This is a genomic window from Streptomyces sp. SID5469 (assembly GCF_009862865.1).
Classification (GTDB): domain Bacteria; phylum Actinomycetota; class Actinomycetes; order Streptomycetales; family Streptomycetaceae; genus Streptomyces; species Streptomyces avermitilis.
Window position 1 is genome coordinate 6,996,776 of the sequence record NZ_WWIN01000001.1, and the last position, 12,895, is coordinate 7,009,670.

12 protein-coding genes are annotated in these 12,895 nt (G+C 69.6%); 7 read left to right on the plus strand and 5 right to left on the minus strand.

Features of this window, described 5'->3' with window-relative positions; all coding sequences use genetic code 11:
• Nucleotides 1–135 precede the first annotated feature (135 nt).
• Both GTY58_RS30210 and GTY58_RS30215 read left to right on the plus strand, forming a co-directional pair.
• Complete coding sequence (locus tag GTY58_RS30210) at nt 136–618, plus strand: MerR family transcriptional regulator (RefSeq protein WP_010987194.1); 483 nt, start codon at nt 136–138, stop codon at nt 616–618.
• Nucleotides 615–1,631 (plus strand): aldo/keto reductase, encoded by a 1,017-nt coding sequence (locus GTY58_RS30215; RefSeq protein WP_010987195.1) that lies wholly within the window; start codon nt 615–617, stop codon nt 1,629–1,631. The genes GTY58_RS30210 and GTY58_RS30215 overlap by 4 nt, the downstream gene beginning before the upstream one ends.
• Before the next feature lie 47 nt (nt 1,632–1,678).
• On the opposite strand, the gene GTY58_RS30220 is transcribed toward GTY58_RS30215, so the two are convergent.
• From GTY58_RS30220 to GTY58_RS30230, 3 genes are all read right to left on the minus strand, one after another.
• Nucleotides 1,679–2,542: a DUF4429 domain-containing protein gene (locus GTY58_RS30220; protein WP_010987196.1), complete on the minus strand. Its 864-nt coding sequence runs from the start codon at nt 2,540–2,542 to the stop codon at nt 1,679–1,681.
• Between the two features lie 75 nt (nt 2,543–2,617).
• Nucleotides 2,618–3,826 carry an alpha/beta hydrolase gene (locus tag GTY58_RS30225; protein WP_010987197.1) on the minus strand — a complete coding sequence of 403 codons (1,209 nt, stop codon included), beginning with the start codon at nt 3,824–3,826 and terminating at the stop codon, nt 2,618–2,620.
• Between the two features lie 174 nt (nt 3,827–4,000).
• Nucleotides 4,001–4,681 carry a TetR family transcriptional regulator gene (locus tag GTY58_RS30230; RefSeq protein ID WP_010987198.1) on the minus strand — a complete coding sequence of 227 codons (681 nt, stop codon included), beginning with the start codon at nt 4,679–4,681 and terminating at the stop codon, nt 4,001–4,003.
• Between the two features lie 115 nt (nt 4,682–4,796).
• Here GTY58_RS30230 and GTY58_RS30235 point away from each other — a divergent pair, with 115 nt between their 5' ends.
• Together GTY58_RS30235 and GTY58_RS30240 are read left to right on the plus strand one after the other, a co-directional pair.
• Nucleotides 4,797–6,419, plus strand: coding sequence for an MFS transporter (locus GTY58_RS30235; protein WP_010987199.1), 1,623 nt, complete (start codon nt 4,797–4,799; stop codon nt 6,417–6,419).
• A gap of 243 nt (nt 6,420–6,662) precedes the next feature.
• A complete protein-coding gene (locus GTY58_RS30240) occupies nt 6,663–6,971 on the plus strand; it encodes a hypothetical protein (RefSeq protein ID WP_037645534.1) in 309 nt (102 codons plus the stop codon).
• A 110-nt stretch (nt 6,972–7,081) separates the two neighbouring features.
• On the opposite strand, the gene GTY58_RS30245 is transcribed toward GTY58_RS30240, so the two are convergent.
• Nucleotides 7,082–7,825 carry a potassium channel family protein gene (locus GTY58_RS30245; protein ID WP_037645539.1) on the minus strand — a complete coding sequence of 248 codons (744 nt, stop codon included), beginning with the start codon at nt 7,823–7,825 and terminating at the stop codon, nt 7,082–7,084.
• 103 nt (nt 7,826–7,928) lie between these two features.
• Entirely contained in the window at nt 7,929–10,676 is a 2,748-nt protein-coding gene (gene aceE, locus GTY58_RS30250) for a pyruvate dehydrogenase (acetyl-transferring), homodimeric type (RefSeq protein WP_010987202.1), read from the minus strand.
• A 436-nt stretch (nt 10,677–11,112) separates the two neighbouring features.
• On the opposite strand from aceE, the gene GTY58_RS30255 reads away from it, so the two are divergent.
• The 3 genes from GTY58_RS30255 to GTY58_RS30265 all read left to right on the plus strand — a co-directional run bounded on the left by GTY58_RS30255 (nt 11,113) and on the right by GTY58_RS30265 (nt 12,881).
• Nucleotides 11,113–11,550, plus strand: a complete 438-nt coding sequence (locus GTY58_RS30255; RefSeq protein WP_037645542.1) for a DUF3052 domain-containing protein — start codon at nt 11,113–11,115, stop codon at nt 11,548–11,550.
• 184 nt (nt 11,551–11,734) lie between these two features.
• Nucleotides 11,735–12,193, plus strand: coding sequence for a peroxiredoxin (locus tag GTY58_RS30260; protein ID WP_010987204.1), 459 nt, complete (start codon nt 11,735–11,737; stop codon nt 12,191–12,193).
• Nucleotides 12,194–12,305: 112 nt separating this feature from the next.
• The gene (locus tag GTY58_RS30265) at nt 12,306–12,881 is read left to right on the plus strand and encodes a TerD family protein (protein ID WP_010987205.1); all 576 of its coding nucleotides are present in this window, start codon (nt 12,306–12,308) and stop codon (nt 12,879–12,881) included.
• The last annotated feature ends 14 nt before the right edge of the window (nt 12,882–12,895 follow it).

Here is a 12,895-nt window from a genome sequence, read left to right on the forward strand (position 1 = left end):
ACAGGGGCGGCCGCATCGAGGGGTCGGGCTCGCCACCCATGATCCGCACGGTCCTCGGCCGGGCCGCGGGCAGTCTCCGCCTTTTCCACGGATTCGCTTGCTTAGAGTGCACTCCAAGGTTTTAGCGTTGAGGTCATGACGGTGATGGAGAGCACGGCCGAGGCAGCGGGGACCGGCACCACGACCGATGTCTGTGCCGCGCCGCCCCAGCGGCACCGCCGCCCCGACGGCCAGGACAGCTACACGATCAGCGAGGTCGTCGCCTTCACCGGCCTGACGGCGCACACCCTGCGCTGGTACGAGCGGATCGGCCTGATGCCCCACATCGACCGCTCGCACACCGGCCAGCGCCGCTACAGCAACCGCGACCTCGACTGGCTCGCCTTCGTCGGCAAGCTCCGGCTCACCGGCATGCCGGTCGCCGACATGGTGCGGTACGCGGAAATGGTGCGCGAGGGAGACGGCACCTACACCCAGCGCTACGAGATCCTCGAATCGACGCGCCGGGACGTCCTGGCCCGGATCGCCGAACTCCAGGACACGCTCGCGGTACTCGACCACAAGATCAGTTTCTACGCGGACGCAGGGCGCGCCCTGACGTCGGAGAGGTCCCGATGACGGACAGCAGGATCGCCACGGCCCAGCTCGGAACCGACGGCCCCACGGTCGGTGTGCAGGGCCTTGGCTGCATGGGCATGAGCTTCGCGTACGGCCCCGCGGACGCCGGGGAGTCGCGGGCCACCCTGGAGCGGGCCCTGGAGCTCGGTGTCACGTTCTACGACACCGCGGACGCGTACGGCGCCGGTGAGAACGAGAAGTTCCTGTCCCCGTTCTTCAAGGCGCACCGCGACGAGGTCGTCATCGCGACGAAGTTCGCCCTGTCGATCCCGCCGGGCGAGCCGACGAAGCGGGTCATACGCAACGACCGGCCGTACATCCGCCAGGCCGTCGAGGCGAGCCTGAAGCGCCTGGACGTCGATGTGATCGACCTCTATTACATGCACCGCCGCGATGTGAACGTCCCGATCGAGGAGACCGTCGGGGCCATGGCCGAGCTGGTGCGCGAGGGCAAGGTCAAGCACCTGGGGCTGAGCGAGGTCACCGGCGGCGAGCTGCGGACCGCGCAGGCCGTGCACCCGATCGCCGCGGTGCAGTCGGAGTGGTCGCTGTTCAGCCGCGACATCGAGGCCGGCGTGGTCCCGGCCGCCCGGGAGCTCGGCGTGGCCCTGGTGCCGTACTCACCGCTCGGCCGCGGTTTCCTCACCGGGTCCTTCGCGAACGCGGAGAAGGACCTGACCGCGGACGACTTCCGGCGTCTTCAGCCCCGCTTCACGGGCGACAACGCGGCGGCGAACGCGGCGCTGCTGGAGCCGGTACGCGCGGTCGCGAAGGCCCATGACGCCTCGCTCGGACAGATCGCCCTGGCCTGGGTGCAGCAGCAGGGGGCGGTGCACGGTCTGCCGGTCGTACCGATCCCGGGCACGAGCAAGCGCGCCCGGGTCGAGGAGAACGCGACGGCGACCCGGATCGTGCTCACGGAGGAGGAGCTGGGGCTCCTGGAGCCGATCGCCGCCAAGGTGGCGGGCGACCGCTACGCGGACATGACGTTCACGTCGGCGGGCCGGGAGTAGCGGAACGGGCCCCGGCAGGAGCGGTCTCCCCGCTCGCCGGCGGCCCGCTACAACTCCGCCAGCAACTCCGCCTTCTTCGTGGCGAACTCGCTGTCCGTGACCAGCCCGGCGCGGTGTAATTCACCGAGGTGACGAATGCGCTCGGCGATGTCGGCCGGATCGCGCCGCGGCACCGAGGCGAGCGCCGGCGCCCCGCCTCCGGCGGAGCGCACCGCCGCCAGCACCGCCGCGGCGAACGGCAGCGACTCGTGGACGGGCCCGTACCCGAGCCCGAACACGACCGCGGCCGGGTCCTGGTCGGGCTGCCCCGGCTGATCCGGCTTCGCCCCGGCCGGCTCGCGGGGCAGCAGCCGCAGATGGCCCTCGAACACCTCGGGGGAGCGCCACTCGACCCCGCTGAGGCCGGTGACCGGGAAGTTCTGGTCGCCGGCCTTCCACTTCGCCGACGAGGCCCCCGTCCACGACCAGCGGAACGACACCCGCTTACCGTCGAAGGACGCCTTCCCGTCGTACGCCTTGAACTGGAGCGGAGCCTCGGGCGGCGCCACCAGATACCGCTCGGCGGGGGTGTCGTCGTCGGCGAGCCGCGCGCGCAGTTCGTCGGCGTAGTACTCGGCGAGGGTCTCGCGCTCGGCGGGCAGCACCAGCCGGTAGGGGTCACAGGTGTCCTTCAGCTGACCGGCGGCCGCCTCCATCAAGGGGTCGGCGCCCGCGCGCGGCACGGCGTGCAGGACGACCGTCCCCCGCTTCCCCGGCGTCAGTGTGACCCCCGCGATCGCCTCCAGCGGGACACGACGTTCACCGAGCGCCTGGAACAGCTTCGGCGAACGGATTCCCCGTTCGAAGCGGATGAGCACGGAGTCGGACTCGAACTCCCAGGCGGCATGAAATCCGGCCAGTACGTCACCCATGCGGCTCATCGTATGCGGCACGCGCGCCTCCGTCGCCTCCCCGGCAAACCGCAATTCCTGTTTCCTCTACGCGCGTCAGGCCGTCGCCCCGCCGGACAAACCAGCCCGGCAGACGTCATCATCGTCGGCGCAGCGCACCGAGTGATACGCGCCAACGCCGATCTCGGCGAAGTTGCGCAGGCTGTCGGTGCCCGGCTCGAAATAGCCGCCGTGTCCCTTCGCGGTCGTCGCGGACAGCAGCCGTGCCCCGAACGCCCGGGACACCGGGTCGGCGCCGTGGCCGAGGCCGCCGACCTCGAGGTGCGGCACGTCCTGGATCCAGTCGTCGGAGTCCCGCATCGCCCACACCCGGGCCGAGGTGCCCAGCCCCGAGACCTTCTCGGCACGCATGCCGGGGCTGCCCGCGACCGCGATGTCCGACACCCGCGACGGCAGCGAGCGCGCGGCGATCCCGCACAGCACGGAGCCGTAGCTGTGGCAGTACAGCGCGACCGGCGAGCGGCCGGGCAGGGCCCGCACCAGCGCGTCCAGCCGCACCGCCCCGTCCGCGGCGCGCATGGCCGTGGCCGAGTCGATGCCGAGCCCGCTGGGCGAGGTGTAGTCGGCCCAGGCGATCACGGCCGTACGCGTCGTCGGGCTCGCGGCCCGCTCGGCCCTGTACAGCGAGCGCGCCATGCCGACCGGCGCCGAGTACTTGCGGAACGTGCGCTGGAACGTGAGCAGATCGGTGTCGACGCCGGGGACGACGACCGAGATCCGCTGCGCCTTGTCCAGCTTTCCGTAGACCTCGGCGATCCGGCCCGAGCCCTCGGGATCGAAGGCGAGGATCTGCCGCTTCTTGCCCATGAGCGCTTCGAAGCGGTGCATACGGCTGCCCGCGTCCTGCTGGCCGACCGTCGAGAGCCGGTTGTCGTGCATGCGGCCGCGTTCGACCTTGCGCTGCTGGCCGAGGGCGATGTGGTTCGCCCGGTAGCGCAGCTTGACCGGCGCTCCGTTCATGTTGCCGACCGCGAGCGGATAGCGGTGGGCGAGCCGGGACCGCTGGGAGGCGTCGAGGGAGGCGAAGAAGCGGGCGATGCGGCCCGGCGCCGAGTTCGCGTCCGGCAGGTGGCGCCCGCCGATGCTGCCGTGCTGCCACGCGGAGCGCGATGCCTGGAGGGGGGTGTCCCGCCGGTGGCTGTGCACCGCGGTCCAGCCGGTGGTCGCCAGCATCACGAAGACCACGGCCAGCGCGAGCAGTGCGCGCCAGACGTTCAGTGGGGGGGAGGCGTCGAAGGAAGTCACTGGGAGGACACACTAGGAGAACGAGAGGGTCTCGCGGTAACTGAGTGAGGCGGATCACGTTTCCCGTACGGGAATTGGGACAGGGTCGCCTCAGCAGGGATCGGCGCGGCACGCCGCGTGTGTGCCGTTGAAGCCCGGTGGGTCTCCGAGTGCGGCCCCGGCGTGCGCGCGGACTCACTCCACGGGCAGTGGATCATCCGCCGGGCGCGGGGGTGCCTGCGTGCCCCACTTCTCCGCCAGTACGGGCCCCACCGCGTCGAGGTGTGCGACGGTCTGCTCGCGGATCGCCTTCACGCTGAGGTTCCCGCCCGCACCCCACAGCCGTCCGGTCACCCGGATCACCCCGCCGAAGACGGCCACCGCGACGCGTGGCCGCGGATCGGCGTCCACGTCGAGCCCCTCGCGCCCGGCGATGATGCGGGCCAGCTCCTCCTCCAGTTCGGCGGAGTGCCGCAGATGGACGGCGAGCAGCGCGGGCGTCGACTCGATCAACTGGTAGGTACGCATGTGGAGTTCGACCGGGACGACCTGCTCGATGGCCTCGCCGATGGTCTCCCAGCTCTCCAGCACCGCCCGGCGCAGCGCCTCCAGCGGGGCCTCGTGCGGCGGGCGTTCGCGCACCGCGGCGACGAAGTGCGACTCGGCGATCCGCTGGGTGAGGAAGGCGGCCTCCTCCTTGCCGGCGAAGTAGCGGAAGAAGGTGCGCTGCGAGACGTCCACGGCCTCGGCGATCTCGTCGACGGTCGTCCGCTCGTACCCCTGGGCGAGGAACAGCTCCAGGGCGGCCCGCAGCAGCGCGTCCCGGGTGCGCCGCTTCTTGCGCTCACGCAGCCCCGGCCGTGCCGCCGTGTCCATCGTTCCTCTTCTCCGAACTGGTCTTCCCTGCTCAGCCTATCCGCGGACGGCGTGACAGTTACCGACTTGTGATGTGGTTTGTCAACTGTCAGTGGCTGTCACTAGCCTCCGGTCCATGACTAGTCAGACCACCATCGACACGACGGGGCCGGGGGACAAGGCGCCGCTCGCTCCGTCGGACAAGGCGCCGGCCAAGGGGCTGCGCGGCCATCCGTGGTACACCCTCATAACCGTGGCCGTCGGAGTCATGATGGTGGCCCTCGACGGCACCATCGTGGCCATCGCCAACCCGACGATCAAGGCGGACCTGGGCGCCAGCTTCGCCGACGTCCAGTGGATCACCAACGGCTACTTCCTCGCGCTCGCGGTCACGCTGATCACCGCGGGCAAGATCGGTGACCGGTTCGGCCACCGGCAGACCTTCCTCATCGGCGTGGTCGGCTTCGCCGCGGCCTCGGGGGCCATCGGGCTGTCCGACAGCATCGCCCTGGTGATCACCTTCCGGGTGTTCCAGGGTCTGTTCGGCGCGCTGCTCATGCCGGCCGCGCTCGGCCTGCTGCGGGCCACCTTCCCGGCCGAGAAGCTGAACATGGCGATCGGCATCTGGGGCATGGTCATCGGCGCCTCGACCGCGGGCGGCCCGATCCTCGGCGGCGTGCTGGTCCAGCACGTCAGCTGGCAGTCCGTCTTCTTCATCAACGTGCCGGTCGGCGCGCTCGCGCTCGTCCTCGGTCTGCTGATCCTGCTGGACCACCGCGCCGAGAACGCCCCGCGCTCCTTCGACATCCTCGGCATCGCCCTGCTGTCCGGCGCCATGTTCTGTCTCGTCTGGGCGCTCATCAAGGCCCCGACCTGGGGCTGGGGCGACGGCAAGACCTGGGCGTTCCTGATCGCGTCCCTGGTCGGCTTCGCGCTGTTCGGGTTCTGGGAGACGCGGGTCCGCGAGCCGCTGATCCCGCTCGCCCTCTTCCGCTCGGTGCCGCTGTCGGCGGGCGTCGTCCTCATGGTCCTGATGGCGATCGCCTTCATGGGCGGGCTCTTCTTCGTGACCTTCTACCTGCAGAACGTGCACGGCATGAGCCCGGTCGACGCGGGTCTGCACCTGCTGCCGCTCACCGGCATGATGATCGTCGGCTCGCCGGTCGCGGGCATGCTCATCACCAAGACCGGCCCGCGCATCCCGCTGGCCGGCGGCATGGCGCTCACCGCGATCGCCATGTACGGCATGTCGACGCTGGAGACGGACACGAGCGGCGCGGTCATGTCGCTCTGGTTCGCCCTCCTCGGCCTCGGCCTCGCTCCTGTCATGGTCGGCGCCACCGAGGTCATCGTCGGCAACGCCCCGATGGAGCTCTCGGGTGTCGCGGGCGGTCTCCAGCAGGCCGCGATGCAGATCGGCGGCAGCCTGGGCACGGCCGTCCTCGGCGCCGTGATGGCCTCCAAGGTCGACAACGACCTCGCGGGCAACTGGGCGGACGCGAAGCTGCCGCCGCTCACCGGTGCGCAGCTGGACCAGGCCTCGGAGGCGGTCCAGGTCGGAGTGGCACCGGTGCCCAAGGGGACGCCCGCCGCGATAGCCGAGCAGATCACGGGCGTCGCCCACGACACCTTCATCTCGGGGATGAGTCTCGCGTCCCTGGTCGCCTCGGGGGTCGCCGCCGTGGCGATCCTGGTCGCGATGCTCACGAAGCGCGGCGAGAACGCGGACGCCGCGGGCGCGGGGGCCGGGCACATCTGATGCTGTGACAGGCGCGTTCCCGGTGCTGTTTCGCCTATCAGGGTGAAGTGGCTAAAGATCCCTCCCGTTCGGTACGCGCCGCAGGTCACAGTTAGTCAAGTCCTCCGTACGGCATGGTCGTAGGCGGGAGGGCGGCCGGCTGCGGCGCGCTGCCGGAGGGGGGCAGCGCGCACGCAGGTCTGTCGCGACAGAACGGGGGTACCCGCACATCGAACCCAACCGGCCGAAAGGTCCAGGGAGTTGATGATGGCGGGCTTCGGACACGGAACGCGCAGGTACCCCCGTTCACGCGGCCGGACGTGGTCGCGGACCGGGCCGGATCGCGCAACCCTCGGAATCGTGGGCCTCGTCTGCGCGATCGCCGGGTTCTTCGTGCTGGGGATCATCCTCGGCCCGGTGGCGATCGTCTGCGGCTGGCTCGGCATGGGCCGAAGCTGGGCGGGAGCCCGCCCACTCCCGGCACTGATCGCGTTGGTCCTGGGCGCGATAGACACGCTGCTGGCGGTCATCTGGCTGATCGGGATGGCCAGTCCGGGCAACGGACTTCTCTAGGCCCTGCTCCAAGGCCCTACTCCGGGACCCTGCTCCAGGGCCCTGCTCCGGTCCCGTTCCGGACCCGTCGGCGGAGGCGAGCGCATCACCCACCCCGCGGGCGGCACCGGCTAACGCGGCTGCTTCTCGGCCGCCCCGCTGAGTGCCGCCACCTCCGCCCGAAGGGCCCGCACCTCCTCCGTCAGCGCCTCGATCGCCGCCGTCTGCCGCCGCTCCTCCACGTCGTCCTTCTCGAACCGAGAGATGAACCACGTGGCGATATTGGCGGTGACGACACCGAGCAGGGCGATGCCGGAGAGCATCAGCCCGACCGCGATCATGCGCCCCAGACCGGTCGTCGGAGCATGATCTCCGTACCCGACGGTCGTCATCGTCGTGAACGACCACCACACCGCGTCGCCCAGCGTGCGGATGTTCCCGTTCGGCGAATCCCGCTCCACCGAGAGCACCGCGAGCGAGCCGAACATCAGCAGCCCGATCACCGAGCCCGCGACATACGTCGTCAGCCGGATCTGCGAGGCCATCCGCGCCCGCCGCCCCAGCAGCATCAGCGTGGAGACGAGCCGCAGCAGCCGCAGCGGCTGGAGGATCGGCAGCACCACCGCGCACAGGTCGAGCCAGTGCGTACGGACGAACTCCCGGCGCTCCGCGGTGATCGCCAGCCGTACGAGGTAGTCGGCGGCGAAAGAGCCCCACACCACCCACTCCACCGCCGTGCACACGCCGGTCAGCGAACGGCTCGCGTCGCTGTCCACGATCGGCACGGCATACGCGACGGCGAACGCCACCGCGAGCGCCAGCAGGGGCCGCTGGGTGTGCTGCTCCCAGCGGGCCTGCGCCGATTGTTCCTTCATGCCCGCATCGTAGGTGCCCAGGGCTCCCCGCAAGGGTCGCGGGGAGCCGGCTGCCCAGCCCCCCCGCGACCCGCGGACATCCACCGGTCCCGGCGCGGAGCGTCTACGCGTCGCCGCCCGCCGCGCCCGGGTCGGCCGCCGCCACGTCGAGCAGCTGGTAGCGGTCGATCGCCTGCTTCAGCACCGACCGGTCGACCTTGCCCTCGCGCGCCAGCTCGGTCAGCACCCCGACCACGATCGACTGCGCGTCGATGTGGAAGAAGCGCCGTGCCGCCCCACGGGTGTCCGCGAAGCCGAAGCCGTCCGCGCCCAGGGACTGGTACGTCCCCGGCACCCACCGCGAGATCTGGTCGGGCACCGACCGCATCCAGTCGGACACCGCCACGAACGGACCCTCGGCGGCGCTCAGCTTCTGCGTCACGTAGGGGACGCGCTGCTCCTCCTCGGGGTGCAGCAGATTGTGCCGCTCCACCTCGACGGCCTCGCGCCGCAGCTCGTTCCAGGAGGTCGCCGACCAGACGTCCGCCTTGACGTTCCACTCCTCGGCGAGGATCCGCTGCGCCTCGACGGCCCACGGGACGGCGACGCCGGACGCGATGATCTGCGCCGGGATCGAGCCCGCCGTGCCTTCGCTGAAGCGGTGGATGCCCTTGAGGATGCCCTCGACGTCCACGTTCTCCGGCTCGGCGGGGTGCTGGATCGGCTCGTTGTAGACGGTGAGGTAGTAGAAGACGTCCTCGCCGTGCGGGTACTCCTCGGACGAGCCGTACATCCGGCGCAGGCCGTCCTGCACGATGTGCGCGATCTCGAAGCCGAACGCGGGGTCGTACGCGACGCAGCCCGGGTTGGTCGAGGCGAGCAGCTGGGAGTGGCCGTCCGCGTGCTGGAGACCCTCACCGGTCAGGGTCGTGCGCCCGGCGGTCGCGCCCAGCACGAAACCGCGCGCCATCTGGTCGGCCATCTGCCAGAACTGGTCGCCGGTGCGCTGGAAACCGAACATCGAGTAGAAGACGTACACCGGGATCAGCGGTTCGCCGTGCGTCGCGTACGCCGAACCCGCGGCGATCAGCGAGGCCGTACAGCCCGCCTCCGAGATGCCGTCGTGCAGCATCTGGCCGGTCGGCGACTCCTTGTACGCGAGCAGCAGGTCGCGGTCCACGGCCTCGTACTGCTGGCCGAGCGGGTTGTAGATCTTCGCGCTCGGGAAGAACGAGTCCATGCCGAAGGTGCGGTACTCATCGGGCGCGATCAGCACGAACCGCTTGCCGATCTCCTTGTCCCGCATGAGGTCCTTGAGCAGCCGTACGAACGCCATGGTCGTGGCGATCGACTGCTGACCGGAGCCCTTCTTCACACCCGCGTACGTCTTGTCGTCCGGCAGGGCCAGCGGCTGCGACCGCACGACGCGCGTCGGGACGTACCCGCCGAGCCCCTTGCGGCGGTCGTGCATGTACTGGAGCTCCTCCGAGTCGCGGCCCGGGTGGTAGTACGGCGGCGGGCCGGACTCCAGCTGCTTGTCGGAGATCGGCAGGTGCAGGCGGTCGCGGAAGCCCTTGAGGTCGGCGACCGTCAGCTTCTTCATCTGGTGCGTGGCGTTGCGGCCCTCGAAGTTCGGGCCGAGGGTCCAGCCCTTGACCGTCTGCGCCAGGATCACCGTCGGCTGGCCCTTGTGCGCCTTGGCCGCCGAGAACGCCGCGAAGATCTTCTTGTGGTCGTGACCGCCGCGCCCCAGGTGCAGGATCTGGTCGTCGGTCATGTGCTCGACCATCGCCCGCAGCCGGTGGTCGTCACCGAAGAAGTGCCGACGGATGTAGTCGCCGGTCTCGGTGGCGTACGTCTGGAACTGGCCGTCCGGCGTGGTGTTCAGCCGGTTGACCAGCACGCCGTCGCGGTCCTGGGCGAGCAGCGGGTCCCAGGTGCGGTCCCAGACCAGCTTGATCACGTTCCAGCCGGCGCCCCGGAACTGCGACTCCAGCTCCTGGATGATCTTGCCGTTGCCGCGCACCGGGCCGTCGAGGCGCTGGAGGTTGCAGTTGACGACGAAGGTCAGGTTGTCGAGGCCCTCGCGCGCCGCGATCGACAGCTGGCCGAGCGACTCCGGCTCGTCCATCTCGCCGTCACCGAGGAACGCCCAGACGTGCGACTTGGAGGTGTCCGCGATGCCGCGCGCCTCCATGTAGCGGTTCATCCGCGCCTGGAAGATCGCGCCGAGCGGGCCGAGGCCCATGGAGACGGTCGGGAACTCCCAGAAGTCCGGCATCAGCCGCGGGTGCGGGTACGAGGACAGCCCGTACGGCGCCTTCGACTTCTCCTGCCGGAAGGCGTCGAGCTGCCGCTCGTCCAGCCGGTCCAGGAGGAACGCGCGGGCGTAGATGCCCGGCGAGGCATGGCCCTGGAAGAAGATCTGGTCGCCGCCGTCGCCCTCGTCCTTGCCGCGGAAGAAGTGGTTGAAGCCCACGTCGTAGAGCGAGGCGGAGGAGGCGAAGGTGGCGATGTGGCCGCCGACCCCGATGCCCGGCCGCTGGGCGCGCGAGACCATGACCGCGGCGTTCCAGCGGGTCGCGTTCAGGATCCTGCGCTCGATCTCCTCGTTGCCGGGGAAGAACGGCTCGTCCTTGGTGGCGATGGTGTTGACGTAGTCCGTGCTGCGCATCTCGGGCACGGCCACGCGCTTCTCGCGGGCTCGCTCGATCAGGCGCAGCATCAGATAGCGGGCCCGCTCCCGGCCCCGCTCGTCGACGGCGGCGTCGAGGGAGTCGAGCCACTCCTGGGTCTCTTCGGGATCGAAGTCAGGAACCTGACTCGGAAGGCCGCCAATGATGATCGGGTTGCGATCGGATCCGGAAGCCACGCTGTTCCTTCACTGTCAGAGGGCTGTCTTCAGGCCGGTTTTCCATGGGCCTGCACCGTTCCCCATCGTGTACCTCGGGAACCCGATCGTCATCTCTACCGAGGGGTAATCGAGACGTCCGTACAGACCGGCGGGTCGGGGCCGACCAAATTGCAACGATACGCTCAGTCCATGGCGCCTCCCGTAAAGTCATTCGACTCTCGCAAGCGTCAATGGTTCCAGAATCCACAAATGGGGCAGAAAGGTGTGGTGTGCGTCACCACCGGCCGTGATTTCATGCCTGGAGTTGCGCCGACACCGCCAGGATCGTCACCGTTTCGGCGGTCTGGACGGCCGGGTACTTGCGCGATCCGCCCCGCCCGTGTGGACTACGGCCAATGCCTCGCGTACGCGCGTGGCTGAAGACATCTACCAAGACATGATCAGGAGGCAACCCGTGAGCGCGACCGCGGACCACGCGGAGGAGCGGACGAACCCTGCCGCAAGGCTGGGGTTCCAGCCCGAGCAGGTGGTCCAGGAGATCGGCTTCGACGACGACGTCGACCAGGAGCTCCGCGAGGCCATTGAAGAAGTCATCGGCAGCGAGCTCGTGGACGAGGAGTACGACGACGTCGCAGATGCCGTGGTGCTGTGGTTCCGCGACGAGGACGGCGACCTGACCGACGCCCTGGTGGACGCCACCACGTACGTCGAAGAGGGCGGCACCATTCTGCTGCTGACGCCGAAGACGGGCCGTGACGGCTACGTCGAGCCGAGCGACATCTCTGAAGCCGCGACGACTGCGGGCCTGTCCCAGACGAAGAGCGTCAGTGTGGGCAAGGACTGGAGCGGCAGCCGGCTGGCGACGCCCAAGGCGGCCAAGTCGAAGCGGTGACGCTCCGCTAGGAGCACTGGGTATCTCGTAACCGGGGGCCTGGGGGCAATGCCCCCAGGCCCCCGTTCGGCCTGAACGGCCTCGTCCCGTCCGCCCGTCCGGGTGTCATCCGTCCGTCTGTGTGCCGTGCTTGCTGCGTAGGGTGGTCTCACCCGAACAGCCTCACGAAGGGACGCAGGAAAAAATGGCGATCCAGGTCGGCGACAAGGCCCCTGACTTCGAGCTCAAGGACAACCACGGCGCCACCGTGCGGCTGTCCGACTTCCGTGGTGAGAAGAACGTGGTGCTGCTCTTCTACCCGTTCGCCTTCACCGGCGTGTGCACCGGCGAGCTGTGCGCGCTGCGCGACGAACTGCCGAAGTTCGTCAACGACGACGTGCAGCTGCTCGCGGTGTCCAACGACTCCATCCACACCCTGCGCGTCTTCGCCGAGCAGGAGGGCCTCGAGTACCCGCTGCTGTCCGACTTCTGGCCGCACGGCAACACCTCGCGCGCCTACGGCGTCTTCGACGAGGACAAGGGGTGCGCCGTGCGCGGCACCTTCATCATCGACAAGGAGGGCGTCGTGCGCTGGACCGTCGTCAACGGTCTGCCGGACGCGCGCGACCTCAACGAGTACGTGAAGGCGCTCGACACCCTGTGATTCATCGGTTCCAGGGCCTGCGTGGCCCGGGAACCCGTCACTAGGATCGATTCGTTGATCCGATACCAACGCATACGGGGCTCCCCGCCCCTGGACACCATTGGGAGGACTAGTGGGAGTCAGCCTCAGCAAGGGCGGCAACGTATCGCTGACCAAGGAGGCGCCCGGCCTGACCGCGGTCATCGTGGGCCTGGGATGGGACGTCCGTACCACCACGGGTACCGACTTCGACCTCGACGCCAGCGCGCTGCTGACGAACGTGGAGGGCAAGGTCGCCAACGACCAGAACTTCGTGTTCTTCAACAACCTCAAGAGCCCCGACGGCTCGGTCGAGCACACCGGCGACAACATCACCGGTGAGGGCGAGGGCGACGACGAGCAGATCAAGGTCGACCTCGCGACGGTCCCGGCCGACGTCGACAAGATCGTCTTCCCGGTGTCGATCTATGACGCCGAGAACCGCCAGCAGTCCTTCGGCCAGGTGCGCAACGCGTTCATCCGCGTGGTGAACCAGGCAGGTGGCGCGGAAATCGCCCGCTACGACCTGAGCGAGGACGCCTCGACGGAGACCGCCATGGTCTTCGGCGAGCTGTACCGCAACGGCCCGGAGTGGAAGTTCCGCGCCATCGGCCAGGGGTACGCCTCGGGCCTGCGCGGCATCGCCCAGGACTTCGGCGTCAACGTCTGACGTCGACGCCTGAC